Genomic DNA, 26,299 nt, shown 5'->3' with positions numbered 1-26,299 from the left:
GTGTGAGCCCCGTCTCAAGAGCCGCCGAACCCCGTGAAGTGTGACATGCATTGCCGGGCTTGCGCCTGGGGCGCGGCCGGGCGGCGGTGCGGCCGTCCCGGGCGCGTCGCCGCGCCCGGCGGCCTCCTGAGCGCTCCGCGGTCTACCGGCGCGGGCCCGTGGTTCCGCGCGGGCGTGTCAGGGGTGATCGGGAGGCGGCCCGGGTACGGAGAGGCCGCCGGTCGCCGCCGAGGAGGGCATCGAACAAGGCGTGGTAGTGGGCCATGGCCTGCCGCAGCTCCTGAAGGGACACCCGGCCGCTCGTGGCGCGCCCGCTGATCTCGTGGGCGTGGCGGTAGTGCTCCAGGGTGCGGTCGTGTCGCAGCGACGACTCCGAGGCCTGCTGCGCGAAGTCCTCGGTGGCATATCCGCGCTTGGCCATGACGGCGCGTACCAGCAGATCGGCATCGCCGACCGCGGGGCCCGGCTCGTTCACGAAACGCTCCTGGACCGCGGCCCATCTGTCGGCATAGCGGCGGTGGGCGTCGGGATCGAGTGGTCGGATGTCGAGCGGCCCTGATCGTGTCCGGCGGGCCCGCAGCTCACGCTCGGCCGCCCTGCGGTCACCCGCCACGGCGACAGTGTGTTCGTCCTCGGGGCCGGATCGCTCCCGGAGGCGATCTCGACGCCCGCGCAGGAAGCCGGCGGCCGGCATCGCCGCCATCACCCCGACGGCGGCGGCCAGCCATATGACGGTCTCGGCGGACATGACCGCCTCCGCTCCAGTATCGCCGGCGCATCCTGCCGAAGTCAGGTGACCGGACACTGTCAGTCAACCTCACCTTGCCCCGGGACGGATATGGGCGTTCCGAGCAATGCTCATCGCCGCAGCCGATCGCAGCTCGCACTCGGCGTCGCTGAACGGTGAAGCCGGTCATCGGGCGGGGAGAGCGCGTCTTGGCGGTGCCGGGCGAATGAGGTCCGTGCCATACCCTGGGGTCGTTGGCTGAGAGTACACTCTCCGACCTCTCGGAGACGATCGGCCATGATGAGAGAGCGAGACACGACATGAGCAGTGCTCGCAACACCTCCGATCAAGCCACCGGAGATCCGGCCCGGCCGGATGAGGCCGATGAGCGGCCCGACCACGCGGCCAACGCGCAGTGGCTCAAGGACAACCCCGACGCCATGCCGCAGGTGGGCGACGGGCGGTGGGCCGTCTACGACCGCGCCGGGCGGCTGCGTGGTCATCTCGTCGGCGACGGCCCGACCCGCGAGACCCGCTTCAAGGCGATGAGCGCGACGAGCGAGGGGGCGACCGCCGGCCAGGAGCGGGCCTACGGCATCACCCTGCACGACGCCGGGGCCCGCCTTCTCGACGTGACGTGGGCCGACGCGACCCGATGAGCTGACGGGCGGCTGGGGCCCGCCGGACGGGTCGGACGGCCCTGCCGCCCGGCGCGCATCGTGCCGTGCCGGCCCCGGCGCCGGGACGCCGTCGTCCCGGAGTTGACGGGCTGTTTGCCCCGGATCTCCGTATGATTGGCCTTATGACTGCTGGGCTTCCGGAACCTGTTCGCCGTGCTGAGTGGCGCGTCTCGCACGACGAGCGCGAAGCGGTGGTGGAACGGCTGAACACCGCGGCGGCCGAGGGCCGGATCGACCTCGCCGAGCTGGATGTGCGGCTGGGGCTGGCGCTGAGCGCCAAGACGTACGCCGATCTGGCGCCCCTCACCGCCGACCTGCCGCCGGACGCCCGGGTGAACCAGGAACCGCTGGTCCTCAAGGGCGGCATGCACGGTCTGAGCCGCTCCGGGCGCTGGGAGGTGCCCGGGCACATCACCGTGTACGGCGGCATGGGCGCCGTCAAGCTCGACTTCACCGACACCGACTGCCGGCTGCCCGAGGTCCGGATCGAGGCACACGGCCAGATGGCCGGCATCACGATCGTCATCCCCGACGGCTGGGCCGTGGAGGCGTCCCGCATGGACGGGGGCCTCGGGGGCTTCAAGGACAAGACGACACCGCAGCGGCTCCCCGGCACACCGCTGATCCGCCTCACCGGCACCGGCGGCGCCGGCGGGGTGGTCGTCCGGCACCCCAACAGCTGGGAGCGCCGCAAGCAGCGACGCCTTCAGGGCCGCTGAGGCTCCGCCCGGCCGGCTCGGACGCCCCCGGGCGGCGGGTGACGCCCACGACGGGACCGGCGGGCCAGGGCGGCGGGTGGCGCCCACGCCGGGACCGGCGAGCCGGGGCGGCGGGTGACACCCGGGCTCCGGGACGAGCGGGCCAGGGCGGCGACCGCCGCGGAGCCGGTCAGGCCCGCGGTGGCGGGCCGCCGGGGAGCGAGGCGTAGGGGAGCAGGGCCATCTCGCGGGCGGTCTTGACGGCCTTGGCGATCTGGCGCTGCTGCCGGACGGTGACGCCGGTGACGCGGCGGCTGCGGATCTTGCCGCGGTCGGAGATGAACCTGCGCAGCAGCGCGGTGTCCTTGTAGTCGATGCGGTCGACGTTCAGTAGCGGGTTGGGCTTCTTGCGCGGGGCGCGGCGGGGCTTCACGCGGTCTCCTTGAGGTTGAGGATGGGGGCGAACGGGTCGTCGTAGCGGGCCCAGGCGCCGGGGCCGGCCGCTTCCTCCTCCCCGGTGAGCAGGCAGGAGTCGAGCAGGGCGTGGAAGCGGCCGGGGTCGAGGCCGGGGCCGGTGAAAACCAGGTGCTGGACGCGGTCGCCGTACGGGTCGGCCCAGTCGAGGGCGCCGGTGAGGCGGCGGGCGGGGGAGACCAGGTCCCAGGCGGCTTCGGGCAGCGCGGCCAGCCAGGGGCCGGCGTCCTCGGCCGAGACGACGCCGGCGACGGCGTCCCACGCGAGGAGCTGCCCGGGCCGGGTGGCCAGCCAGAAGCGGCCGCGTGAGCGTACGGACTCCGTCACCAGCTCGTCGACGGCCTCGAAGAGGCGGGCGGGGTGGAGGGGACGGCGGCTGCGCCAGACGGTGGTGACGATCTCGTCGGTACGGGCGTCGCAGGGGAGCCGGGCGGTGCCCGGATCGACGCGTTCGGCCAGCTCCGCGGCGCACAGCGCGGCGCCGGTGACCCGGGGGAGGGCGGCGACGGCGTGCACCGGGGTGAGCGGGGCGAGGTGGGTGAGCACCCGCAGCGACAGCTCGTGATCGTCTTCGTCGCCGCCGTGCAGGACCAGGCCGGTGGCGTATTCGAGCTGCCGGGCGAGCACCTCGGCCAGATAGCGCTGGTCGCCGCCGGCGGCGGGCCTGCCGATCTCGGCGAGGCGTTCGCCGCGGGTGAGGTCGTCCGGCAGGGCCTCGGCGTCCAGGGCCGTGAGGACGGCGGTGAGCCGGAGGGTCTCGCGCGCCGCGTCGCAGTCGATGGCCTCGGCGACCGCGCGCGGCTCGACCGAGTCCCACAGGTCCACGATCAGCAGCGGCGCGCCGGGCGCGAGCAGGACGAGCTGGGGCAGGAGGTCCTCGCGCACGGTGCAGGTGACGCAGCCGTGCGCCAGGAGCACGTCGGCCGAGTCGAGCACGCGCCCGGCGTCGCGGACGGTGCGCCGCACGCGGCCGCGGGTGACCTCGCCGAGGTCGTGGTGGACGGCGACCGAGCCGGGGTGCCCGGCCAGGAGCCGTTCGACGGTGGCGGTGCGGGCCGTGGGGTGCAGGCCCGCGACGAGGACGACGGGGGTGGCCAACGAACCTCCAGGTGTTGTGATGATAATCGTTTTCGTTATCATGGCACAGCTCCGCAACCAGAAGGGAACCCTGTGGCCAGAAACGAGGTGCGACCCGTGATCAAACTCAAGTCCACGGCCGGCACCGGCTACACGTACGTGACGACCAAGAACCGGCGCAACGACCCCGACCGGCTCACCCTGCGCAAGTACGACCCCACCATCCGGCAGCACGTGCTGTTCAGGGAGGAACGATGAAGAAGGGCATCCACCCCGGCTACCGCCCGGTCGTCTTCCGCGACCCGGGCGCGGGCTTCGCGTTCCTCACCCGCTCGACGATCACCAGCGACAAGACGATCGAGTGGACCGACGGCAGGACGTACCCGGTGGTCGACGTCGACGTGTCGTCGGCGAGCCACCCGTTCTACACCGGACGTAGCCGCGTCCTGGACACCGCGGGCCGCGTCGAGCGGTTCAACCAGCGCTACGGAAGGACCTGATGTCCGCGCACTGCCAGCTCACCGGCGTCAAGCCGGTCTTCGGCAACCACGTCTCCCACTCCCACCGCCGCACCCGCCGCCGCTGGAACCCCAACATCCAGCAGCGCCGCTACTGGCTGGCCGCCGAGGACCGCTTCGTCCGGCTCACGCTCAGCGCCCGCGCGATCAAGACGGTGGACAAGATCGGCGTCGAGGCGGCCGTCGCCCGCATCCGCGCCAGGGGAGAGAAGGTCTGATGGCCAAGAAGAGCAAGATCGCCGCGAACGAGCGGCGCAAGGCCGTCGTCGCCCGCCATGCCGGCCGGCGCGCCGAGCTGAAGGAGATCATCCGCACCGGTACGCCGCAGGAACGGGCGGATGCGGCCCGCGAGCTGGCGCGTCAGCCACGCGACGCCAGCGCCACCCGCATCCGCAACCGCGACTCCGTGGACGGCCGGCCCCGCGGCCACCTGACCAAGTTCGGGCTCTCCCGGGTGCGCTTCCGCGAGATGGCGCACCGCGGCGAGCTGCCCGGCATCACGAAGGCGAGCTGGTAGCCATGGCCGTGCCCAAGCGCAAGACCTCGCGCAGCAACACCCGCCACCGCCGCAGCCAGTGGAAGGCGGCCGTCCCCGCCCTGGTCCCGATCACGGCCGGCGGGCGTGAGCTGCTCGTCCCGCGCCGTCTCGTCCGCGCCTACCAGCGCGGGCTGATCGTCATCGACTGAGGCCACCGGGTCACCGGGCCGGCCCGCCGCGCCAGAGACAGCCGGGCGCGGCGGCCGGCGGGCCGCCCGGTGGCCCGGGGAAGCGGCGTCACCTGTCCAGGGTTCGCGAACCGGCCTCAGGACGCCACCGGCCCGGCTCCGTCGCCCGGCTCATCGCATCGCCTCGGGGTGCAGCCAGCGGGCGATCTCCTCCAGCCCGTCGGCGATGCGCACGCCGCCGGTCCCGTACGAGATCCGCGCCGGCAGCAGCTTGACCCGGCCCTCGCGGACGGCGGCCAGCGCGGCCACGGCCGGGTCGCTCATGACGCTCGCGAACGAGGCCCGGCCCTTGCCGGTGACGTCGATGAGCAGGATGGCGTCCGGCCCGGCGGCGATGAGCTGCTCGGCGCTGACCGGCGCGGTGGCGCGCAGGCCGATCCGGTCGGCCACCAGGTCCCCGCCGGCGCGCCGGACGAGGTCGGAGGTGAGCACGTCGGCGGCGTTGATGAAGGGCCGGCCCGCCTGGTTGGACAGGATGGCCACGCTGGGCCTGCGGGCGGGGTCACCGAGCTTCTCGGCCACGCCTGCGGCTCGCCGGTCGAGCTCGGCGATCAGCTCGCCGGCCCTGGACTCGGCGCCGAGTGCCGTGCCGAGCAGGGTGAGGTTCTGCTTGACCTCCTCCAGGGTGCCCCAGTTGTTGCCGATGGTGATCATCGGGATGCCGGCCTGGGCGAGCGTCGCCTGGGCGTCCCGCTCGCCGCCGTGCCTGGTGGTGACGAGGATCAGATCGGGTTCGAGGGAGATGATCTGTTCGGGGTCGGGGTCGGTGCCCGGCGGGAGCTGGGTGGCGACGGTGGCCATCTCCCCGGCGTGGCTGGACAGCGACGCGTTGGCCGCGGAGGCCGGGACGGCGATGAGCCGTTCGGGGCCGGCCAGCTCCAGGGCGGCTTCGGCCGCGTCCGCCGACAGTGCGGCGATCCGCTCCGGCCGGGCCGGGATCGTCACCTGCCGTGCGGGCTTGCCGGGCACCTGGACCGTGCGCGGGTAGGAGGCGGCTCCGGCCGGTTGCGCGGCCGGGGCGGCGGCGGGTTCCTGGGCGCAGGCGGTGAGAAGGCCGAGACTGAGCACGGCGGCGCCGAGGCGGATGAGGATGCGGTTCACAGGTTCTCCAGAGCGGTGACGGTGAGGGAGCCGGTCGCGTCGTCGGGGCGGACCACCGCGCGCACCCCGTACGCCCTCGCCAGGTGTTCGGGGGTGAGCACGCGCGCCGGCTCGCCGGCGGCGACCATGCGGCCGCCGGCCAGCAGGGCCAGCTCGGTGCAGTAGCGGGCGGCGAGGTTGAGGTCGTGCAGTACGACCAGCACCGTCCGGCCGGCGTCGGCGCAGGCGCGCAGCAGCCGCAGGACGTCGAGCTGGTGGCGCAGGTCCAGGGCGGAGACGGGCTCGTCGGCCAGCAGCACGGGGGCGTCCTGGGCGAGCGCCTTGGCCAGGAGCACGAGCTGGCGCTCCCCGCCCGAGAGCGTGGCCACGCTCCGGCCGGCCAGGTGCGTGGTGCCGGTGGCGGCCATGGCCCGCTCGGCCTCGCGATGGTCGGCCGCGCTTTCCGGCGCGAACCGGCCCACGTGCGGGTGCCGGCCCATGAGCGTCACCTGGTAGGCGGTGAAGGGGAACGACAGCGCGGTGTCCTGGGGCAGGTAGGCGATCGCGCGGGCCAGCTCCCGGGGCCGCCGCTCGTGCACCGGCCGGCCGTCCAGCAGCACCCGGCCCCGCGCGGGGCGGTGCAGGCCGGCGATCGTGCGCAGCAGCGTGGACTTGCCCGCGCCGTTCGGGCCGACCAGCCCCATCAGGCGGCCGGCGGGCACCTCCAGGTCGACACCGTCGAGGATCACCGTCCCGTCCAGGCCGACCCGCAGGCCGTCGAGCGCGATCACAACGCCCTCCGGCGGGACCAGAGCACGAGCAGCAGGAACACCGGCGCGCCGACGAACGCGGTGACCACACCGGTCTGCAACGTCACCGGCGCCAGCAACATCCGCGCCGCCGTGTCGGCCAGTACCAGGAACGCCGCCCCCAGCAGCGCGCTCGCCGGAAGCAGCAGCCGGTGATCCGGGCCGGCGGTCAGCCGGATCACGTGCGGGGCCACCAGCCCGACGAAGCCGATCACGCCGCCGACCGCCACCGCCACCCCGGTCAGCAACGACGCCAGCACCAGCAGGACGTGCCGGGTGCGCGCCACGTCCACACCGCTGGTGCGGGCGGCGTCATCGCCGAGCAGCAGGACGTTCAGGTCGCGGGAGAACACCAGCGTCGCCGCGACGCCGGCGAGCACCGGCAGCGCCGCCAGGCGGACGTGCTCCCAGGTACGCGCGTCCAGGTCGCCCTGCAGCCAGAAGACGATCCCGCGCAGCGACTGCTCGTCGGGAGCGTTGGCCACCAGCGCCGAGACCACCGCGCCGAGCAGCGCGTTGAGCGCGATCCCGGCCAGCAGCACGGTCGCCGGTCCCCGCCCCCGGCCGAACGCCCCGATGGCGTAGACCGCGGCCACCGTGAGCAGCGCGCCGGCGAACGCGGCGGCCGGGAGCACGAGGGTCCCGGCCGCGCCGGAGGTGATGGCCAGCACCGCGCCGACGGCCGCGCCCGCCGACACGCCGGTCACGCCGGGCTCGGCCAGCGGGTTGCCGAACAGCGCCTGCATCACCGCGCCGGCCACGCCCAGCGCGGCCCCGGCCAGCGCCGCCACCAGGATTCTCGGCAGCCGGATCTGGCCGACCACCAGGGCGTCCTGCGCCGTCACCTCGCCCACCGGCAGGCCGAGGCGCCCGGCCAGGATCGCCGCGACCTCGCCCGGCGGGACCGGGACCGGCCCGAGCGAGATGGCCGCCACGCTCACCACGACGAGCAGCGCGGCCGGCCCGCCCAGCGCGGCGGCCGTTCTGCGCCGGGGCCGGCCGCCCGGCGCGGCGGCCGTCCTCCGTCCGGGCGGGCCGGCCGGCGCGGCTCCGGCGGGTTGTGATTCGGCGGGTTGTGATTCGGCGGGTTGTGGTCCGGTGGGTTGTGGTCCGGTGGTGCCGTCGATCACGGGCGCGTTCCGGCTCCGATGAGGGACGTGGCGTCCAGCTCGGCCATCCCCCGCTCGTCCAGGAGGCGTCCGAAGGCGGCGCGCACCTGGCCGGCGGCGGGGTCCGGCAGGCCGGTGAGCATGCCGCGGAAGCCGCTGCCGAGCACCACCTGCCAGGCGAGCGCGGCGTCCAGGGGGAGGCGCAGGGGGAAGCGCGTCACGGTGACCCGCGTCAGGCCGCGGGCGGCGAGCCAGGCGTGCAGGTCCTCCTCGGTGTCGATCCTGGTCGCCGCCTGCCTGCCGGTGGGCGGAGCCACCGGGGCTTGCCGGACGTGCGCGACGGCTTCGGCGAACAGCCGGCCGAAGCTCTCCATCGCGCCCCGGCCCCAGGTGGTGACGACCAGCCGCCCGCCGGGCCGCAGCAGGCCGGCCAGGCGGGTGACGGAGGCGTCCATGTCCGGCAGGAAGAAGACGCCGTGGACGCACTGCACCACGTCGTAGGGCCCGTCCCGCCAGGTGGTGGCGTCGGCCCGGACGAAGCGCACGTTGCCCAGCCCCTCGGCGGCCGCGCGGCGGCGGCCGTGGGCGAGGAGCTCCGCGGCGAGGTCGACGGCGTCCACGTGGCCGTGCGGCCCGGCGGCCCGCGCGGCGGGGACGGCCGAGGCGCCCGCGCCGCAGCACACGTCCAGCACCCGCGCGCCGGAGCCGATCGCGGCGGCCGCGACCGTGGCCGCGCCGATGGGGTCCCACAGCAGCGGTGAGATCTCGGCGTACTGGGTGGCGGCGCTGTCGAAGACGGTGCCGATGCCGGCGGAAGTCATGGGGTCACTCCATCGGGAACGGGGCGGAACGCGGGGTTTCGGGGGCGGCCGGCGGCCCGCGCCTCGCGCGCCGGTGGAGCCGTGGAAGCGGGCATGCGGTCATCCTTCACTGCAGAAGCCATCCAAACTCTGACAAGTCAAGCGAATGATAATCATTGTCACATGAGTTCGTCACGCGGTTCCGCCGCGAACCCCCTCCGCCGGGTCGGTGAGCGGTGTCGCCGCCGTTGCGAGGGCCGTCTGTGTCTGCTGCTGGGCGTCTCCCGCGAGGAGAGCCGGGGGAGGCCGGGCGAGCTCGCCGGGATCCCCGTTCTCGATCCACGGTGCTGCGAACAGCCCACCGAAATCCTGGGCCGCCGGCCGGCTGTGGGAAAGGCGGCGGCAAATCGTCCGGCCCGGTTATTCCGTGGCCGGTCCAATAAGGCGGACAAGGGCGGTGCCGGGCGTCACGCGGGCCATCCGGACGTCAATTCACTACGGGACGATGTTTCCGGATCGGAACCGCCGATCGGCCCGTCCATGAACGGCACGACCATGGGCTCATCGCCTGATCGGGCCCAGCCCCGCGAAGGGGGCGCGTCCCTCCCCGCAACGCCGCCTGTGGCTGATAGGTATTTCACGTCCCATTTCACTGAAGCGCCGCGAATGGCGAGGATGAAGCCTTAATGCGTGTCGTTTCGGTGAGTATACTTCTGCACCCGGATATCGCGGAGAATTCTGGTCGCAGACCGCTGGGGGAGCCGTGATCGAATCTGTGTTCCGTACGGTCGAGCTGCCCGTCGCGGACAGATACGACTCCTGGGTCGAGATGGTCGCCCGATCCATGATCCCGACCGCCATCAGCTCCGACCACGCCGGCGACTTCCGGGCGGAGGCCCGGGCGCTGGATCTTCGGGTCCTGCAGGTGTCGGTGCTGACGTTCCCGTCACTGCGCTCACACCGGACCCGGAAGCTGATCCGGCGGCATGACCCGGAGACCTGTCAGCTCGCCCTGAACCCGCGCGGCACCATGGGCATCTCCCAGCTCGGCAGGGACCTGATCTTACGCCCCGGCGGGTTGCTCGCCTACGACAGCTCCTACGCCTTCGAGGCCCACATCGCCGCGGACCACGGTGCGGGCGCCGGGGTGACGATCCTCCAGGTGCCGCGCGCGTTGCTGCCGCTGACCCCCGACGACCTGACAGAGCTCATGATCAGGCCGTTGCCCGGGCGGAGCGGAGTCGGCCTGCTGCTCACCCAGCTGCTCGGCCGGGTGCTGGCCGACCCGGGCCAGTTCCGGCCCGCCGACGGCCCCCGCTTGGGCGCCGCCGCGCTGGAGCTCCTGACCGCGCTGCTGGTCAACGAGCTCGACGACCGCCGGCCCGCGGGCCCGGCCCACCACATGACTCTCCTGAGCCAGGCCAAGGCGTTCATCCACCAGCATCTCGGCGACGCCGACCTGTCGCCGAGCATGATCGCCGCAGCCCACCACATCTCCACCCGGCACCTGCACCGGCTGTTCAACGCCGCCGGCCTGACCGTCGCCGGCTGGATCCGCCGCCGCCGGCTCGAACAGTGCCACCGCGACCTCGCCGATCCCCGCTGGCGCCGTCGTCCCATCCACGTCGTCGCCGCTCGCTGGGGGTTTCCCAACCCCGCGCACTTCAGCCGCACCTTCCGCGCCGCCTACGGAATGTCCCCCGGCGAACACCGGCACCACTCCCGGCCGTCCCGCTGAGACCACGGGTCCCGCGCCGACCGGCGACGTCCACGTGACGGCACGGACGGGCAAGATGACGGCGCGGACCGTCAACGACACGGAACCCACGGTGCGACAAGCTCTCCTTGCCATCCGGCATCGCGCCAACGTCCCGGGTGATCGTCAGCGGGGAATCTCGTGCGCGGCCAGCACCCGCCGGTCGAGGGGCCGGATCCGGGCGGTCGGCGTCGAGACGACCACGTGAGCAGCCATTTCGCTCCGCCGTGACGGTGCGGCTGTGAGTCACCATCCACCGGGCCGGCGGCGTGGCGATGCCACTCCAACGCGAAGGGACGCTGATGTCCGCTGAGGAACGCAACACCTGGCGGGACCCGGACGAGCTCGTACGCCGGGTGCGGGACGGGAGTCTCACCAGACGGAATCTGCTCACGATGTTCGGGGTGTCGGCGGCGTCGGTGGCGATCGCCTCCGCCACGGGCACGGCCACCGCGGCGACGCGCCGCCACGACTACGTGATCGTGGGAGCCGGCTCGGCCGGGTGCACGCTGGCCGCGCGCTTACTGGCGGACTCGCGGGCGAGCGTGCTGCTCATCGAGGCCGGCGGCACGAACGACCTGCCGGTGGTGCGCGACTTCACCAAGTCGGCCATGGCGGCGGCGCCGAACTCGGGGCTCGTCTGGCCGTACCAGTCGGTGCCGCAGCGGGAGCTGCTGGACGAGCCGCAGTCGTTCGTGTGCGGCAAGCTCGAGGGCGGCAGCAGCTCGGTGAACGGGATGGTGTGGGTGCTCGGCAACCCGGGCGACTACGACGGCTGGGCCGCCCAGGGCGCCACCGGCTGGGACTACGCGAGCGTGCGGCCGTCGCTGGAAGCGCTGTCGGGGCCCATCAAGCCGTCGGACGAGCTGACGCGGCGCAACCTGCTCTCCCAGGCCACGGTGGCGGCGGCCGTCGACCTCGGCTACACGTTCAACCCCGACTACAACGGCGCGACCCAGTTCGGGGTCTCCTACACACAGCTCAACGTGGTGGACAAGATCCGCCAGGACGCGTTCACCTCGTTCCTGGTCCCGTACCTCACCGATCCGCGCCTGACGATCATGACGGAGGCGGAGGTCACGCGGCTGACGTTCGATCGCCGCAACGCGGTCGACGGTGTCGTCATCAGCGCCGGCCGCCGCCGGTTCACCGTCCGGGCCGAGCGGGAGGTGATCCTCAGCACGGGCACGGTCAACACCCCTCTCCTGCTGCAGCGGTCCGGCATCGGTGCGGCCCGGGACCTGCGACGGCTCGGCATCCCGGTCGTCGCCGACCTGCCCGGCGTGGGCGCCGACCTGCACGACCACCTGATCTCGGTGGCGCTGAAGAGGCTCCGCACCCCCGAGCCACCGACGCACCTCACCTCGATGGACGTCACCGTCTTCACCGGCAGGGGCCGGGTGCCGGGGACGCCGAAGTTCCAGGGGCAGGTCTACCACATCGGCGCGGGAGGGTATCCGCCCTTCTCGCCGCACTCGCAGGCGTTCGGCATGATCAACCTGCACCCCACCAGCCGAGGGTACGTCAAGCTGCGGTCGGCCGATCCGGACGTGCCGCCGATCATCCAGCCGAACTTCCTGCGGACCAGAGAGGATCTCGAGACGCAGCTCGAGGGCTACCGGCTGGCCATCGAGCTGATCAACGCGAAGGGGCTGCGCGACTGGGTGATCGACGACGGCGCCATCCCCGGCCCTGCCGTCAACACCCGCGAGGAGCTGATCCGAGCGGTGCGCACCTATTCGCTGGCCGACTTCCACGCGGTCGGCACCTGCCGGATGGGCACGGACGGGCACGCCGTCGTGGACCCCCACCTGCGGGTACGCGGCGTCAGCGGCCTGCGGCTGGCCAGCGCCGCGATCATGCCCAGCATCACCTCCGGCAACACCAACGCCCCGTCGATGATGATCGGCGACCGCTGCGGGCGGCTCGTCCTGGGCGACGCCTGACCCCGCGGGCGGCTCGCCGAAGCCGCCCGCCCGGCCTCCCGGCGCGCCACGACGGCGCGCAGCGGACGGCGGACAGCGTGGACGGCGGCCGGGGGCCGGCCGAGGTCAGCCCCCGGCAGGGTGCGGGTGGTGCAGCCAGTCCAGCAGGTCCGCGGTGGCCTCGATACCGGTCAGCCCCGTCGCCGACGACCACCACGTTCCCGCCCTTGCCCTGCCCCTCCAGCCTGTCCAGGCGCTCGCGCAGCCGCAGCGCCGTGGGCCGGGTGGCCACGTCGAAGGCGTGCTCGGTCGCACCGGGAACGCTGCCGTCGTCGCCGCGGCTGCCGAGCGCTGGTGCAGCCGCATGCGCTGGACGAAGTCCGGCACAGCGTCGACCACGGTGATCCTGGTGCCCTTCGGGGACAGCCGGCGGGCCAGGTTCCCGGCCACGCAGCCCCCGGCATAGCCGGCGCCGAGGACGACGACGCGATGCTTCATGCGGCGCTCCCGCCGGTCGGCCTGCGCCGGTCGGGCGGACGCGGCTCCACGTCAGCGATCGTCTTGATCGAGGTCGCCGTGAGCCTGCGCGGAAAGGTCCTGCCAGTCGGCCCAGGTCTTGAGCCGGTCGGCGTAGACCTGCTGGAGCATGGGGTAGAAGCCCTGGCCGAACAGGACCCGCAGGGGCGGGTTGTCGGAGTCGACGAGCTTGAGGAGGGCCTGTGCGGCGGCGGTGGGGTCGCCGGCGGGCTGCTTGCCGGTGAACGCGGCGATGCGGCTGCGCAGGCCGTCGTAGATCGGGTTCGGCTGGGACAGGTGGCCGTTGGCGAGGGGGTCGGGGTTCTTGCCGGAGCGGGTGGCGAAGCCGCCGGGCTCGATGACGGTGACCTTGATGCCGAAGCCGGCGACCTCCTGGGCGAGGGATTCGTTCAGGGCTTCCAGGGCCCACTTGGAGGCGCTGTAGGCGCCGCTGAGCGGCATCGCCATGAGCCCGGCGGCCGAGGACAGCTGGATGATGTGTCCCGAGCCCTGCTCGCGCAGGTAGGGCAGGGCCGCCTGGATCACCCACAGGGCGCCGAACAGGTTGGTCTCCAGCTGGTCGCGCAGGTCCTGCCCGGTCAGTTCCTCGACCGCGCCGACCTGGGCGTAGCCGGCGTTGTTGACGATGACGTCCAGCCGGCCGAAGTGCTCCCTGGCCCGCTTCACGCTCTCGAGGACGGCGGCCCTGTCGGTCACGTCCAGCCCCAGCGGGAGCACCGCCGCGCCGTGGGCGGCGACCAGGTCGTCGAGGCTCGCGGCGTTCCGGGCGGTGGCGGCCACCTTGTCGCCGCGCGACAGGGCGGCCGCGACGAACTCGCGGCCCAGGCCGCGGGACGAACCGGTGACGAACCAGACCTTGCTCATGGTGTCTTTCCGTTCTTTCGGATGGCGGTTGCGCGGTGCTCCCCATCTGATGGGGCGCGCATCCTGACGACCATGTGGCGGCGGCGGCCCGCCTTTTGTGACAGTGCGGTGGTGTGCCTTACGCCACAGAGGACGGATGTCACACGGCGGGGACGCGGCGCGAGCGCACGCCGCTCCCACGCGTCCGCGTCCTGAAGAAGCCGATCCCGGCGGCGCCAGGACACCGCCCACCCTGCGGTGAACACCGGGTGGCAGGCAGAACCGGCCCCGCCCGTGAGCCAGGGTCACGGTGATCCGGTTCGACGCCGTACGAGCGGCTGACACGAGGAGGCGGGGCCCGGTGGAACCGGACCCCGCCGTTCTGTCGGCTCTATGTGAGCAGCTCTATGTGAGCAGCGCCGTCGTCAGCGCGGTCGTGATCAGCGGGAGAAGATCACGCTGTGCAGGTCGACCGGGTTGGCGGCGTCGCCGGTGGAGACGCCGTACACGGCCGTGAAGGCGTTGCCGCCCGCGACGAGGCCGGTGTAGTCGCCGAGCAGGCGCCCCACGCTGGTCGAGGGGACCTTCCGGGCGTCGAACGGCCCTTCGAGGTGCCGCTCACGCCATGAGCCCGGCTTCGTGCAGTCCCTCGAACAGGTCACGGCCCACACGTCGGTGGGCAGGGTGGCCGGATCGGAGGTGTTGTTGCGGAAGTCGTAGTACGTGACCGCCACGGCGCCCGTCTCGGACGCGGCGACGGCCGGCACGGCGGCGGAACCGGTGGGTGTCTTGTCCAGGCGGATCGGGGCGGACCAGGTCTTCCCGCCGTCCGCCGAACGCGAGTAGGCGACGTGGAAGGTGCCGTCGGACTCCTGGCTGGGCCAGACGGCGTTGACGTTCTTGGTGCCCGGCTGGGCGGCGAGCAGGGGCAGGGCGGCGTTGCGGATCGGGTCGCCGGAGTCGTCCGGGTCCGGGATGCGGACGCCGACCGCGAACGGGGCCGGGACGTTCAGCGTCGGCGCCGACCAGGTCTTGCCACCGTCCGTGGAGCGGATGACCTGGGTGGAGGCGGCGGTGTCCGTCTCGTGGTGCATGCCGATCAGCAGCGTCCCGTCCGGGAGCGCCACGAGCTGGGTGCCGATGACGCCGCTGTTGGCCGGCATGTCGACGACCTTGCTGGTGGTCCAGGTACGCCCGTCGTCGGTCGACCTGGCCAGGTAGACCGGCTGCTTCCAGGTCGACGTGCCGTTGGCGGTCTCCTGGTCGACCCGGTCCCACACCGCGTAGACCACGCCGGGACGGTACGGGTCCGCGGTCACCGTCGGCCGGTCGTTGAAGAAGTCGGGGTCGTCGTTGCGCTGCAGGGTGACGGGCGCCTCCCAGGTACGGCCGCCGTCGCCGGAGCGGGACACCAGGATGGCGGTCACGTCCCCGGAGCGGGACATCGACAGCGACGCCGCCACCGCCGCGCCCGAGGGCGTGACCGTGACCCAGTGGTCCGTCGTGACGTCGTAGTCGCCGCCGTTGGCGCTCGTGCCGCCGTTGCACCGGGAGAAGGCGGGCAGGTTCGCAGATCGCCGCCAGGTCTGGCCGTAGTCGTCCGACACGGCGGTGACCGCGCCGTTGCTGCCGTAGCGGTTCCATCGATCCTGCTGGTAGATCGTGACGAGGCGCTGCGGCCGGTTCGGGTCGCGGGCCAGCGAGGGGAGGACCTCGGTGTTCGGGTTCAGGGTATAGCCGTCGGCCGGCGGGACCCCGCAGCCGGCGGGCAGCGGGCTGGTGCCCGAGACCGTTTCTATGATGATGGGCCGGTCGATGTCGGTGCTGTCCGCCGCAGCGGGGTAAGCGGCGGTGCAGGCGAGCAGGATGGCCGCTGCCGGTAACACGACCTGGAAGCTTCGAAGCACAAGCCTTCCTCATGTTCGTTGGATGCGCAGAGCCGTCGCCGGCAGGCTGAGGGGGGGTGTCCCAGAGCCGGCGTACGACAAAATGAACATTACAGGAGCATGATCAGTTTTCCCGTGAGAATGAAGTAGATCACGGAAAACTGCCCTGACCTGTGATTATTCACGACGGGCGAGTTGACCGGCCCCGCAACGAAGAAGCTGTCGCGTAGTCAGTCGGTGGCCGGACGTGCGGCAGGGCCTGACCGGCGAGGCAGGGAGACTCGACCGTGGCCGGCCCCTCGGTTCGGGGCGCACGAGGCGGCCGGGAGCCTGTGACGAACCAGCCTTGCTCGGCTGTCTCACCGTTCTGGGCTCGGACCGGCCCCGTACACATTGGTGTCGTAGACGGCGTGGAGGTCCTTGGCCGTCGCGTCCGCCGGGTTGACACCGCCGCCCGGCGTGCCGGCATTGTTGATCAGCACGTCCAGCCGGTCGGTGTGCTCCCGGACCAGCATTCGATTTCCTCGCCCTCCTGCGCCGACGCACTCGCGCAGCGCGGCAGGCCGAGCGCATGGGGCTTCACGGTGACAGGCGCTTGGCGTAGCAGCGGCTGAGCGGGTCGTGCTGGTAGGGCGGATAGGCGGGGATGGGCAGGTAGCCGAGACGGGTGTAGAGAGCGATGGCCTCGGGCTGGTGGATGCCGGTCTCCAGGCGAATCTCGGCGTGGCCGAGGGCGGTGGCGAGCGCTTCGGCCTCGGCGACCAGGCGCCTGGCGACCCCACGGCCACGGGCCTGCGGGGTCACGTACAGGCGCTTCAGCTCGGCGCCCCCGGGAAGGGGCTGGATGGCGCAGCAGCCGACCGGGCGGCCGTCCAGCTCGGCGAGCAGGAAGCGAACGGCCGGGTCGAGCCGGGCGGCGACGTCGTCGGTGTCATAGGGGGCGTCGGGGTAGCGGGCGGCGAGGTCGGCGTCGAGGTCGCGGACCAGCCGCCGGACGCGGGGGTCGTCGCCGGCGGTCGCGCTGATGGTGAGATCGGCGGTGGTCACGGGGCCGCGGGGCCTTTCGCGGTGGTGAGGATCAGGCTGAGGTGGGTCGTCAGGACGCGGCGCTGGAGTTCGGATGGGTAGGCGCCGGGGTCGGTCACGGCGTTGATGGCCAGGCCGTCCAGGAAGGCGGCCAGGCTGTGGGCCCGCTCGTGCAGGTCGGGGGGCTCGGGGTGGGGGAGCGCGTCGCGGACGAGCCCGGTGAGGCGGCGTATCCAGGAGGCGTGCGCCGCCGCGTGGTGCCGGAGCAGCTCGGGGTCGGCCCGGACGGAAAGCTGGAAGTGGGCCCAGACGACGGTCTCCAGGTGGCGTTCGTCGTCGAGAGGCAGGGCCTGCTCGCAGGCCGAGCGCAGCCTGTCCTGCGCGCTGCCGTGGGCGGCGAGTGCTTCGACGCGGTCGGCCATGCGGTGGTGCATGAGGGACCGGGCGTGGGTCAGCAGGGCCTTCTTGTCCCGGAAGTAGTGGGTCACCATGCCGGTGGTGCAGCCCGCGGCGGCGGCGACGGCGCGCAGCGTCAGCCCGTCCATGCCCCGCTCCGCGACGACCCGCCACACGGCCTCGGACATCGCCTGGCGACGCTCGGCCTGGTCGACCTGTTTGGGCACCGCATCCCCCATGATGCATAACCGTTGTTACGTAACGGATGTTATGTCATAGGACGAGGCGTTCGCAACGGCCACCGGGAGAGGAGCCGTCCTTGCCGGCAGGCGCGCGGCCCCTTCTGGGCCGTGACTAGGGTGCTGTGGTGAGCACCTCCCGAGCCTCGTGGCGTAACACCACCCATGACTGGGCAGCCGACGTCGACCTCGGCCACCTCTCCCGCATCCGGGGGAGCTCGGCCGAGTTCGCCCCCGGCGGCGTCCGGCACCTGATCCTCGAAGTCCTCGCCTACCCGGCCGACGAGGCGGCGAGCGCGGGCGCCGGACGCTGCACCGTCACCCTCCACCCCGACGGCTCGGTGTCCGTGGCCGACGAGGGCCGCGGCACCGACACCCGTTTCGATGAGCAGGGGCGGCCGGTGAAGAAGCCCGTCATGGCCTCCAAGGACCTGCGTTTCTTCGACGACCCCGGCGCGCAGACGCTTCCCGACGGGCATCCGCGCCGCGGCATGTCCGTCGTCGCCGCGCTCAGCGAGTGGCTCATCCACACCAACCGCCGCCGGAACGGGTCCTGGACCCAGCGGTACGAGCACGGCATCCCCGTCACCGGCCTGGCGCCCGTCGCCGGAGACGGCGCCATGGGGACGGCCGTGCACTTCCTGCCCGGCGCGCACCTGCCCCCGCTCACCGGCGACCTGCGCCGTTTCGCGGCCGGATGGCCCGGCCTGGCCGTGACCGTCGACGACCGACGTGGTGGCTGACCGATCGAGGTCTGTGCCGTCGGCCAGAGCCGAGCGGTTCGAGCTCCGCCTGCCGCGCTCGTCCAGGCGACGTCGTTGCGGCCGTGGCCGGCGAGGTCTGCGTTCGCGGCGGTTCCTTGGGGTTCGGACGTGATATATACACCCATAAAGGGATGAACGAAACTCATATTCGGCGGAGGGCGCCCTCGGACGCGCTCCCGCCGGCGCTCATCGGCCGCGACGACGCCATGGCCGCGATGGTCGCCGCGGTGTCACAACACGCCCTCGTGCTCGTCGAGGGCGAGGCGGGCATCGGCAAGTCCCGCCTGCTGGACGAGTGCCTGGCCGATCCCGGCTTACGCGGCCGTACCGTGCTGATGGCCGCCTGCCCGCCCCTGCGGGAGCCGTTCCCGCTCGGCGCGGTGGTGGACGGGCTGCGGGCCTTCCACGAGCGCCTGGGCGAGCTGGCGCTGAGCCCGCTCGCCGGTGCGCTGCGCACGCTGTTCCCCGAGTGGGCGTCGTGGCTGCCGCCGGCGCTGGAGGCGCTGCCCGACCCGCAGGAGACCCGCCACCGGCTCTTCCGCGCGCTCGGCGAGCTGATCGACGCGCTCGGAGTGGACGTGCTGGTGGTCGAGGACGCGCACTGGGCGGACACGGCCACGCTCGACTGGCTGCTCACCCTCACCACCTCGCGTGGCGCCGCGCGCTCGATCGTGGTCACCTACCGGCCGCTCGACGTCGGCGAGGGCTCGCCGCTGCTGCGCCTGACCTCGCGCCCGCCCAGGAGCATGTCCTGGGAACGCATCGTGCTGGAGCCGCTGGACGTGCCGCAGACCGGCGCCCTGGTGAAGTCGATGTTCGCGACCGCCGACGTGTCCGACCACTTCGCGGCCTTCCTGCACGAGCACACCGGCGGCATCCCGCTCGCGCTGGAGGAGACCGTACGCCTGCTGCGCGCCCGGCGCGACATCTTCCGGTCCGAGAGCGGCTGGCGTCGCCGTATCACCGAGGAGCTGCGCGTGCCGCCCACGGTGCGCGACTCCGTCCTGGAACGCGTGACCCGGCTCGACCCGCCCACCCGGGCCGTGCTGGAGGCCGCCGCCGTGCTGGAGGCGCCCGCCGGCGAGGCGCTCCTCGCGGCGGTCGCGGGCCTCGACGAGGCCGCCGTCCAGGACGGCCTGGCCGTCGCGCTCGCCTCCGGCCTGCTGCGCGAGGCCGGCCGGGGCGCGTTCGGCTTCAACCATGTTCTGGCCTCGCGCGCGGTCGCCGAGGCGACCCCGATCCCGTCGCGCCGCCGGCTGCACCACCGCGCGGCCCTGGCCCTGAGCGAGGGCGAGCATCCTCCCGTCGTACGGCTGTGCCGCCACTTCCGCGAGTCCGGTGACGTCGAGGAGTGGTGCCGCTACGCCGAGGCGGCGGCCGAGCTCGCCATGGAGGCGGGCGACGGCCACACGACGGTCGCCATGATGCTGGACCTGCTGACCGCCGCCGACCACCCGGTGGAGCGCCTGGTCCGCCTGGCCAGGCGGCTCGGCGCGGCGGTCTCCGTCACCGCCGAGCCGCTGCTGGGGCTGGGGGAGCGGGTGCGCGCCGCGCTGGAGGAGACGCTCGCGCATCCCGGGCTGCCGGCCGAGGCCAGGGGAGAGCTCGGGCTGAGGCTGGGGCGGCTCCGCTTCCACCTCGGCGAGTTCGAGGCCGCGATGGCCGGTCTGGAGGCCGCCATGCCGGATCTGGAGGACCGGCCCGAGCTCGCCGTCCAGGCCATGCTCCTGCTGGCCAACCCGATGATCCGCGCCTGGCCGCGGGCCCGCCACCTGGAGTGGGCCGGCCGGGCGGAGCGGCTCTTCCCGCTGGTCGGCCTGCCGGCCGAGCGGGCCGCGTTCCTGTCCAACCAGGCCGCGGCGCTGCTCTGCCTCGGCGAGGAGGACGGCTGGCGCGTGGCACGCGCCCTTCCCGCCGACGGGGACAGCCGCCTGGAGCGCCAGGAGATCGCCCGGGGGCGGCTGATGGTCGCTCAGTTCTGTACGTTATGGGGCCGGCACGACGACGCCCGCGCCTACCTGGACTCCGCCGCGGCGCTGGTGGAACGGGCCGGTTACCGCCGGATCGAGGACGTGCTGAGGCTGGCGCGGGCACACCTGGCCTGGCACGACGGGCACTGGGACGGCCTGGACGACATGGCGGCCGAGCTGGCCGGCTCGGAGACGGCCGACGAGGCGACCCGCCTGGAGGCCCGCATGATCCTCGGCTGCCTGGACCTGGCGCGCGGCGTACCGCAGCGGGCCGAGCAGCGGCTGCGCGAGGTCCTCGCCGCCAGCCTGGCGCGCGGGCACGCGGACCCGTTCATCTTCCCCGACGCGGCGCTGGCCCGGATCCTGCTCGCGCGCGGCGAGCCGGAGGCCGCGGTGGAGATCACCGGACCGATGCTGGAGATGATCGCCCGCAAGGACGTGTGGCTGTGGGCCACGGAGCTGCTGCCGGTCCACCTGGACGCGCTGCTGGCCGTCGGGCGGACGGAGGAGCGGGCCGGCCTGGCGGCGGCCTTCGCCGCCGGGATGGCGGGACGTGACGCTCCGGCCGCCGCCGCGGCGGTCGTGACCTGCCAGGCCATGGTCGCCGCCGACCCGGGGGCGGCGGCGGGCCTGTTCGGCCGGGCCGCGGCGATGTGGGCGGCGCTGCCCCGCCCTTACGACGGGCTGCTCGCCGCCGAGCGCCAGGGCCGCCGCCTGCTCGACGCGGGCGAGCGCGAGCGGGCGCTGACGGTGCTGGAGGAGAGCCAGCGGAAGCTGACCGCGCTGGGCGCGCGCTGGGACGCCGACCGGGTCGCTCACCTGCTGCGCGAGCAGGGGGTCGAGGTGGCCAGGCCGTGGCGCGGCGGGCGCAAGGGGTACGGCGACCGCCTGTCCCCGCGTGAGGTGGAGATCGTCCGCCTGGTGGCGCTCGGATGGACCAACAAGCGCATCGCCGAGAGCCTGACGCTGTCGCCGCGTACGGTGGAGCGCCACCTCAGCGCGGCCATGCGCAAGCTGTCGGTCACCACGCGCACCGCCCTGGTCACCACGGCCGCCGCCGACGGACTGCTGGACGAGACACCGACATAGATTGCTTTTCCCCATTAATTGGGTGATTTCCCGACTCGCGACATCGGCGGGTGCGCCTGATCCTGATCTTCATGCGTAACGATCAACCGGACGTCGAGCCGGACGCCAAGCCGGACGCCGGGCCCGATGCTGGGCCCGATGCTGGGCCCGACGTCGAGCCGGACGCCGTTTCCCAGGAGGGCCTCCTGGGTGAGACGGCGCCCGACGGCGCACACGAGCCGCTGTGAACCGGCACGTCGTGCGCCTGCCGTACAGGCGCGGTCAGAAAGCGGGACAGAGATGACAACCCACCACCGGTCAGGCTCCGCACGCCTTCCCCGCCTGGCCACGGCCGGCCTGGCACTGGCGCTGGCGGTGGCGGTGGTCGCCGCACCCGCCGCGGCAGCCCCGCCGCTGGACCCCACCCCCCACGTCACCGGTCCTGCCGCCAGAGCGCCTGAGGCGAGCACCTCGACGGTGACCCTGCTGACCGGTGACCGCTTCCAGGTCGACGTCGACGAGCGCGGCGGCCAGCAGGTCAGCAGGCTCCCCGGCGGCGGCCCGGCCGGAGGCACGTTCTCGCAGTTCACCCTCGGCGGCGACACCTACGTCGTGCCGTCCGAAGTGGTGCCCTACCTCGGCAAGACCATCGACCTGCGCCTGTTCAACGTCGGCTACCTGGTGCGGGCCGAGCTGGACGACGAGCGCAGCGCCACCCTCCCGGTCACCGTGCGGGCCGGTCGTGCCCAGGCCGAGGCCCTGCCCGCCACCAGCGTCACCGCCGCCGCCGGCGGCGCGGCCACCGCGACGGTGACCAAGAGAGAGGCCCCGGCGCTCGGCAGGCTGCTGGCCGAGACCTGGCGCGGTGCGAAGGGCGACGCCGCCGGCACACTGCCCGGAATCGAGCGGATCGAGCTGGCCGCCCCCGAGGGCGCTCCCGAGCCGCCGCCCTCGCCGCTGACCGCCGACGCGCCCGCGGCCAAGGCGGCCGGCGGGGAGCTGAGCTACCACATGCTGACCGTCGACTCCATCGCCAGGGACGGCACGCCCGGCACGATGATCGGAGCCGTCCAGAACGTCAGTGACGGGGCCCTGGCCACCTTCGCCTTCACCTACCCCGGCGAGGGCAAGAAGTCGTTCATGGTGCCGGAAGGCACCTACAGCATCATGGCCAGCGTGCTCACCGCCCCGGCCACCGACCTCACGTCGGAGACGGCACTGGTGATCGAGCCCGAGGTGCGGGTCGGCGCCGACACCAGCGTGGTGCTGGACGCCAGGAAGGCGGTCCGCTACCGGCCGACGCTGGCCTCGCCGCCGCGGGCGCCGCTGATCCGCTCCGAATCCCTGTCGTTCGTACGCACCAGCGCCGCGGGCGACGAGACGGGCGTCAGCCCCTCGGGATTGATCGCGGGCTTCACCTGGAGGACCTACTCCGACCCGGTCACCGGCAGCCCCGACCTCTACGTCACCCCGACCAGGCCGGTCAGGAAGGGCGACTTCACGTTCACGGGCTTCACGCTGCTGGCCGAGAACGCCGACTCGGGGCCCGAGATGGGCGCGACGTACAAGCTGGTGTTCGCCTACGGCCCCGCCGTGCCGGGCAGGCTGACGCCGGTCGTCAGGAAGTCGGAGCTGGCCGCGGTGCGCTCCACGCTCTACAACACGGCCTCCGACGCCGCCTCGCCAGGGCCGGTGACCCGGGCGTCCTTCGTGTTCCTGCCGTGGGGGTGGTCCGACGTGAGCCACGGCTTCCTGCCGGCCGCCGGCGAGCGCGTCGACTACGTCTACAGCAGCAGGCCCGACGAGACGTACTGGCAGCACGTCATGGCCGCCGACACCAACGAGGTCATCCTCGGGCAGCGCCGCAAGCTGCGCCCCGGCCAGGAGATCACAGAGGTGTGGAACCTCGGCCCCCGCACGCCGTCGGCCGCCGCCACCTACGTGCAGGAGACCCTGCTCGGACTCGGAGGCCCGGGCAGCAGGGTGGACAAACCGTGGCTGCAGGTGTGCCTGGCGTGCAGGCAGGGCTCGCTGGGCGCGGTCTACCTGAACGGGTTCGCCGACTCGGTGCCGCTGCACTCGACGTCGGAGGCGTACGCCGCGTCGCGCACGACGTTCTACCGGGACGGCAAGCTCGTCTTCGACCTGGGCGCCGGCGGCTACACGCCCTATCTGCCCATGCCGTTGTCGCTGCCGCTGGCGCCGCGCCCGGCCGGCTACCGCCTGGTGTGGGACTTCGCCGGCCGGGGCAACTCCCAGTCGCCGAGCCGTACCGAGTGGACCTTCCGCAGCGGGCCGCGTGACGCCGCCGCCGCGCTGCCCCGTACCGTGCAGTGCGCCGACTCCACGCGTTCGTGCTCCTTCCTGCCGCTGCTGTTCGTGCACTGGAACCTGTCGCTCGACCTGGACTCCCGGGCCAAGGCCGGGCAGCCGTTCGACGTGGCGTTCCGGGTCTCGCGCCAGGAGCACCAGGCCCGGCCCACGGGCGTGCGGGCCACGGTCGAGGTGTCGTACGACGACGGCAGGACCTGGTCGGCTCCCAAGACCGCCACCGCCAGGCGCGACGGCACGCTCACCGCGCCGATCACGCATCCGGAGTACTCCGAGCCCGCCCGCTGGGTGTCGCTGCGGGTCAACGCGCGGGCCGGTGACGGCAGCACCGTCACCCAGACCAACATCCGTGCCTACCGGCTCGCCGGCTGACCGGGAGACCTGACATGCGCACCCATCGACGGACGACGCACGGGAGCGCGGTGGCGATCCTGCTCACCACGCTCCTCACCACGCTGCTCACCACGGTCGCCCCGCCGACCCCGCTCACCCCTTCCGCCGCGGCCACCTCTAACGGCGCCACCGTCGCCGCGCCGCCCGCCCCGAGCCCGGCCTGCCCCAAGGACGCCAAGGACACCGGACCGGCGACGTGCCTCCTGCGCGCCGGCACGGGAGGCGGCGACCAGCCGCTGCCGCGCGTCGCCGCCGGCCGCGGCCCGCTGACCGCCAGGGACCTCCAGGAGGCCTACCGGCTGCCCTCGGACTGGCTGGGCGGCGGCCAGAGCGTGGCCGTCGTCACCCCGTACGACAACCCCGAGGCCGGGGACGAGCTGGCCGAGTACCGCAAGGCGAACGGCATGCCCCCGTGCGACGCCGACTTCCCCTGCTTCAAGAAGATCAACCAGCGGGGCGGCGACACACCGCCCGCCCCGAGCCCCGCCTGGGCGGTGCACAGCAGCGTCGGGCTGCAGCTCGCCGCGGCGGCCTGCCCGAACTGCAAGCTCCTGCTGGTGCAGGCCGACGACCCGTCCCTGGCCGCCATGGCGGCGGCCGTGGACCAGGCCGCCGCGCAGGGCGCCACCGCGGTCGTGCCCATGTGGGGCGTGGCCGAGTACGACGGCCAGAACGCCCTGGCCGCCCGCTTCGACCACGCGCCGACCACCGTCGTCGCGCCCTCCGGCGCGGGCTTCAACAGCGGCGGCCGCCAGATCCTCCCCGCCGCCTACCCGTCGGTGATCGCCGTCGGCGGCACCCAGCTCTACCGGGACCCCGCCACCACGCGCGGCTGGAACGAGTCCGCCTGGCGCGACACCGCCTCCGGCTGCTCGATGTACGCGCCGCGCCCGGCCTGGCAGCCGGCCGGAGCGTGCGGAAGCCGGCGCACCGTGGCCGACGTCGCGGCGGTGGCCTCCTCCGACACCCCGGTCCAGGTCTACAGCACCAGCCTGGGTGGCTGGGGCACCGCCGCGGGCACCCCCATCGCGGCGGCGTTCATCGCCGGCGTGTACGGCCTGGCCGGCACCGATTCGGCCACCCCGGCGGGCAAGCGGCTCTACGCCGCCGCGCCGTACCTGAACGACATCGTCGCCGGAAGCAACGGCGCCTGCGGCGGCGGCAGGATCTGCACCGCGGCGCGCGGCTACGACGGGCCCAGCGGCATGGGCACCCCCAACGGCACCGGCGCCTTCTAGGAGAACCCTGATGCGAACACCACGATCTCCCCGCGGGCGGTTGCGCCGGGCCACCGTCGCGGCCGGCCTGACCGCCCTGCTGAGCACCGCCGCCACCTCCGCCACCCAGGCTCCCGCCACCGCCGGGACGGACTGCGTACCGGCCTGGACGATGCTCGACGCGCCCGCGAGCGAGGGCGTCGTCGACGTCGACGTGATCTCGCGTGACAACGTGCGCTTCTCCGAGCAGCTCGAGGAGGGCGCCCGGTCGCTGCGCTGGAACGGCCGCTCGCTGGTCGAGAACGGCCCCCAGATCCCCGTGCCCCCGCGCACCGCGAACCTGTTCCAGGTGGGCGCCGGCTCGTTCGACGTCACCGGCGGCTGGTCGCTGGTCAACCTGCACGGCCCCTACCAGCCGGACGGGGCAGGCGTGCTGGCCCGCCTCGACCGCGGCCGCTGGACGCTCACCACGGCGGGCGCGTCGCAGAGCCCGCAGACCGGCCCGTCCTGGCTGGCGGACGTCGCCACGGTGGACTCCGCCCAGGCGTGGGCGGTGGGCCGCGTCGACGGGCCGGCGGGCGGCGCGCTCATTCAGCGCTGGGACGGCACGGAGTGGACGACGGTCGGCCACCCCGCGGCCCGCCGCGCCTCCGCCGGTCTGAGATCGGTGAAAGCCGTGCCGGGCGGCGGCGTCTGGGCCGCCGGCTTCCAGAAGAACGAGCAGACGGGCTCGTACCAGCCGATGGTCCTGCGCCACGACGGGACGGCCTGGGCCGACGTCGCGCTGCCGGACCCCGGCGCGGAAGGGATGTTGTACGCGCTCGACGCCTCCGGCCCCGACGACGTCTGGGTCGCCGGCATCTCCGGCGGCCAGAGCAGCCCGAGGCCGCTCCTGCTCCACTGGGACGGCCAGAGCTGGACCACCATGCCCGCGCCCGAGCCGGGCCCCTACGGCGGCGACATCTTCAAGCTGTACGCCCCCGCCCCCGGCCAGTTGTGGGCCCTCACCAACGACAGCAGCATGGGCGTCTTCCACGTGCGGCATTGGGACGGCGCCTCCTGGCGGGAGGTCAAGCCCCAGGGCGAGCAGCCGGAGGCGTTCGGCTTCATCTTCCACGACGTGGACGGCAGCGGCCCCGACGACGTGTGGGTGACCGGCACCTCCACCCGGACGGTGCCCTCCGACATCGGCTACCCGCAGTTGCTGCCGCGCCGCCTGATCGCCCACCTGAGCTGCGGGAGTGAGTGAC

28 protein-coding genes are annotated in these 26,299 nt (G+C 73.5%); 15 read left to right on the top strand and 13 right to left on the bottom strand.

Going from position 1 to position 26,299, the window contains the following annotated elements:
• Positions 1–142 precede the first annotated feature (142 nt).
• Entirely contained in the window at positions 143–748 is a 606-nt protein-coding gene (locus tag IO39_RS28240) for a hypothetical protein (protein WP_063765354.1), read from the bottom strand.
• A gap of 299 nt (positions 749–1,047) precedes the next feature.
• On the opposite strand from IO39_RS28240, the gene IO39_RS28235 reads away from it, so the two are divergent.
• Together IO39_RS28235 and IO39_RS28230 are read left to right on the top strand one after the other, a co-directional pair.
• Complete coding sequence (locus IO39_RS28235; protein WP_043629050.1) at positions 1,048–1,386, top strand: hypothetical protein; 339 nt, start codon at positions 1,048–1,050, stop codon at positions 1,384–1,386.
• A 143-nt stretch (positions 1,387–1,529) separates the two neighbouring features.
• Complete coding sequence (locus IO39_RS28230) at positions 1,530–2,126, top strand: DUF1707 SHOCT-like domain-containing protein (protein WP_043629047.1); 597 nt, start codon at positions 1,530–1,532, stop codon at positions 2,124–2,126.
• A 169-nt stretch (positions 2,127–2,295) separates the two neighbouring features.
• On the opposite strand, the gene rpsR is transcribed toward IO39_RS28230, so the two are convergent.
• On the bottom strand, positions 2,296–2,538 hold the full coding sequence (gene rpsR, locus IO39_RS28225; RefSeq protein WP_043629046.1) for a 30S ribosomal protein S18: 243 nt from the start codon (positions 2,536–2,538) through the stop codon (positions 2,296–2,298).
• Positions 2,535–3,677 carry a CobW family GTP-binding protein gene (locus IO39_RS28220; protein ID WP_043629043.1) on the bottom strand — a complete coding sequence of 381 codons (1,143 nt, stop codon included), beginning with the start codon at positions 3,675–3,677 and terminating at the stop codon, positions 2,535–2,537. Before IO39_RS28220 ends, rpsR begins: the two co-directional genes overlap by 4 nt.
• A gap of 72 nt (positions 3,678–3,749) precedes the next feature.
• On the opposite strand from IO39_RS28220, the gene rpmG reads away from it, so the two are divergent.
• The 5 genes from rpmG to rpmF are packed head-to-tail and all read left to right on the top strand — an operon-like array spanning position 3,750 to position 4,861.
• Entirely contained in the window at positions 3,750–3,914 is a 165-nt protein-coding gene (gene rpmG, locus IO39_RS28215) for a 50S ribosomal protein L33 (RefSeq protein WP_043629041.1), read from the top strand.
• The gene (locus IO39_RS28210; RefSeq protein WP_043629038.1) at positions 3,911–4,156 is read left to right on the top strand and encodes a type B 50S ribosomal protein L31; all 246 of its coding nucleotides are present in this window, start codon (positions 3,911–3,913) and stop codon (positions 4,154–4,156) included. Before rpmG ends, IO39_RS28210 begins: the two co-directional genes overlap by 4 nt.
• A complete protein-coding gene (rpmB, locus tag IO39_RS28205; protein WP_043629035.1) occupies positions 4,156–4,392 on the top strand; it encodes a 50S ribosomal protein L28 in 237 nt (78 codons plus the stop codon). Before IO39_RS28210 ends, rpmB begins: the two co-directional genes overlap by 1 nt.
• Positions 4,392–4,691: a 30S ribosomal protein S14 gene (gene rpsN / locus IO39_RS28200; RefSeq protein WP_043629033.1), complete on the top strand. Its 300-nt coding sequence runs from the start codon at positions 4,392–4,394 to the stop codon at positions 4,689–4,691. The genes rpmB and rpsN overlap by 1 nt, the downstream gene beginning before the upstream one ends.
• A 2-nt stretch (positions 4,692–4,693) precedes the next feature.
• Complete coding sequence (rpmF, locus tag IO39_RS28195) at positions 4,694–4,861, top strand: 50S ribosomal protein L32 (protein ID WP_043629031.1); 168 nt, start codon at positions 4,694–4,696, stop codon at positions 4,859–4,861.
• A 150-nt stretch (positions 4,862–5,011) separates the two neighbouring features.
• On the opposite strand, the gene IO39_RS28190 is transcribed toward rpmF, so the two are convergent.
• Genes IO39_RS28190 through IO39_RS28175 form a run of 4 tightly spaced genes read right to left on the bottom strand, consistent with a single transcriptional unit; the run spans position 5,012 to position 8,719 of the window.
• On the bottom strand, positions 5,012–6,001 hold the full coding sequence (locus tag IO39_RS28190; RefSeq protein ID WP_043629030.1) for an ABC transporter substrate-binding protein: 990 nt from the start codon (positions 5,999–6,001) through the stop codon (positions 5,012–5,014).
• Entirely contained in the window at positions 5,998–6,771 is a 774-nt protein-coding gene (locus tag IO39_RS28185; RefSeq protein WP_157548989.1) for a heme ABC transporter ATP-binding protein, read from the bottom strand. Before IO39_RS28185 ends, IO39_RS28190 begins: the two co-directional genes overlap by 4 nt.
• A complete protein-coding gene (locus tag IO39_RS28180) occupies positions 6,768–7,919 on the bottom strand; it encodes a FecCD family ABC transporter permease (RefSeq protein ID WP_211267199.1) in 1,152 nt (383 codons plus the stop codon). Before IO39_RS28180 ends, IO39_RS28185 begins: the two co-directional genes overlap by 4 nt.
• Positions 7,916–8,719 carry a class I SAM-dependent methyltransferase gene (locus IO39_RS28175; RefSeq protein ID WP_043629026.1) on the bottom strand — a complete coding sequence of 268 codons (804 nt, stop codon included), beginning with the start codon at positions 8,717–8,719 and terminating at the stop codon, positions 7,916–7,918. Before IO39_RS28175 ends, IO39_RS28180 begins: the two co-directional genes overlap by 4 nt.
• Before the next feature lie 742 nt (positions 8,720–9,461).
• Between IO39_RS28175 and IO39_RS28170 the strand changes: the two genes are divergently transcribed.
• Both IO39_RS28170 and IO39_RS28165 read left to right on the top strand, forming a co-directional pair.
• Positions 9,462–10,436, top strand: coding sequence for a helix-turn-helix domain-containing protein (locus tag IO39_RS28170; RefSeq protein WP_043629025.1), 975 nt, complete (start codon positions 9,462–9,464; stop codon positions 10,434–10,436).
• Positions 10,437–10,756: 320 nt separating this feature from the next.
• Entirely contained in the window at positions 10,757–12,400 is a 1,644-nt protein-coding gene (locus tag IO39_RS28165) for a GMC family oxidoreductase (RefSeq protein WP_052423468.1), read from the top strand.
• A 105-nt stretch (positions 12,401–12,505) separates the two neighbouring features.
• Here IO39_RS28165 and IO39_RS54895 read toward each other — a convergent pair whose 3' ends face one another.
• The 6 genes from IO39_RS54895 to IO39_RS28140 form a co-directional block, all read right to left on the bottom strand.
• Positions 12,506–12,877 carry a hypothetical protein gene (locus tag IO39_RS54895; RefSeq protein WP_245642289.1) on the bottom strand — a complete coding sequence of 124 codons (372 nt, stop codon included), beginning with the start codon at positions 12,875–12,877 and terminating at the stop codon, positions 12,506–12,508.
• Between the two features lie 51 nt (positions 12,878–12,928).
• Positions 12,929–13,780: an SDR family NAD(P)-dependent oxidoreductase gene (locus IO39_RS28155; RefSeq protein ID WP_043629021.1), complete on the bottom strand. Its 852-nt coding sequence runs from the start codon at positions 13,778–13,780 to the stop codon at positions 12,929–12,931.
• Positions 13,781–14,199: 419 nt separating this feature from the next.
• Positions 14,200–15,645 (bottom strand): sialidase family protein, encoded by a 1,446-nt coding sequence (locus tag IO39_RS28150; RefSeq protein WP_043629019.1) that lies wholly within the window; start codon positions 15,643–15,645, stop codon positions 14,200–14,202.
• A 359-nt stretch (positions 15,646–16,004) separates the two neighbouring features.
• Positions 16,005–16,160, bottom strand: a complete 156-nt coding sequence (locus IO39_RS54890; protein ID WP_211267198.1) for a hypothetical protein — start codon at positions 16,158–16,160, stop codon at positions 16,005–16,007.
• Between the two features lie 64 nt (positions 16,161–16,224).
• Complete coding sequence (locus IO39_RS28145; RefSeq protein WP_084773623.1) at positions 16,225–16,692, bottom strand: GNAT family N-acetyltransferase; 468 nt, start codon at positions 16,690–16,692, stop codon at positions 16,225–16,227.
• On the bottom strand, positions 16,689–17,294 hold the full coding sequence (locus IO39_RS28140; protein WP_043629016.1) for a TetR/AcrR family transcriptional regulator: 606 nt from the start codon (positions 17,292–17,294) through the stop codon (positions 16,689–16,691). The genes IO39_RS28145 and IO39_RS28140 overlap by 4 nt, the downstream gene beginning before the upstream one ends.
• A 140-nt stretch (positions 17,295–17,434) precedes the next feature.
• On the opposite strand from IO39_RS28140, the gene IO39_RS28135 reads away from it, so the two are divergent.
• The 6 genes from IO39_RS28135 (at position 17,435) to IO39_RS28115 (ending at position 26,298) form a co-directional block, all read left to right on the top strand.
• Entirely contained in the window at positions 17,435–18,049 is a 615-nt protein-coding gene (locus tag IO39_RS28135) for a hypothetical protein (protein ID WP_043629251.1), read from the top strand.
• Positions 18,050–18,201: 152 nt separating this feature from the next.
• Positions 18,202–21,129: an ATP-binding protein gene (locus tag IO39_RS28130; RefSeq protein WP_063765353.1), complete on the top strand. Its 2,928-nt coding sequence runs from the start codon at positions 18,202–18,204 to the stop codon at positions 21,127–21,129.
• A gap of 50 nt (positions 21,130–21,179) precedes the next feature.
• Entirely contained in the window at positions 21,180–21,356 is a 177-nt protein-coding gene (locus tag IO39_RS54885) for a hypothetical protein (protein WP_157548985.1), read from the top strand.
• A gap of 52 nt (positions 21,357–21,408) precedes the next feature.
• Positions 21,409–23,811: a hypothetical protein gene (locus IO39_RS28125; RefSeq protein WP_157548983.1), complete on the top strand. Its 2,403-nt coding sequence runs from the start codon at positions 21,409–21,411 to the stop codon at positions 23,809–23,811.
• Between the two features lie 14 nt (positions 23,812–23,825).
• The gene (locus IO39_RS28120; RefSeq protein ID WP_157548981.1) at positions 23,826–25,070 is read left to right on the top strand and encodes a S8/S53 family peptidase; all 1,245 of its coding nucleotides are present in this window, start codon (positions 23,826–23,828) and stop codon (positions 25,068–25,070) included.
• A gap of 10 nt (positions 25,071–25,080) precedes the next feature.
• Positions 25,081–26,298: a beta propeller repeat protein gene (locus IO39_RS28115; protein WP_157548979.1), complete on the top strand. Its 1,218-nt coding sequence runs from the start codon at positions 25,081–25,083 to the stop codon at positions 26,296–26,298.
• The last annotated feature ends 1 nt before the right edge of the window (position 26,299 follow it).

Source organism: Nonomuraea candida (genome assembly GCF_000725485.1).
Taxonomy (GTDB): Bacteria; Actinomycetota; Actinomycetes; order Streptosporangiales; family Streptosporangiaceae; genus Nonomuraea; species Nonomuraea candida.
This window is presented reverse-complemented; position numbering and strand designations above follow the sequence as displayed.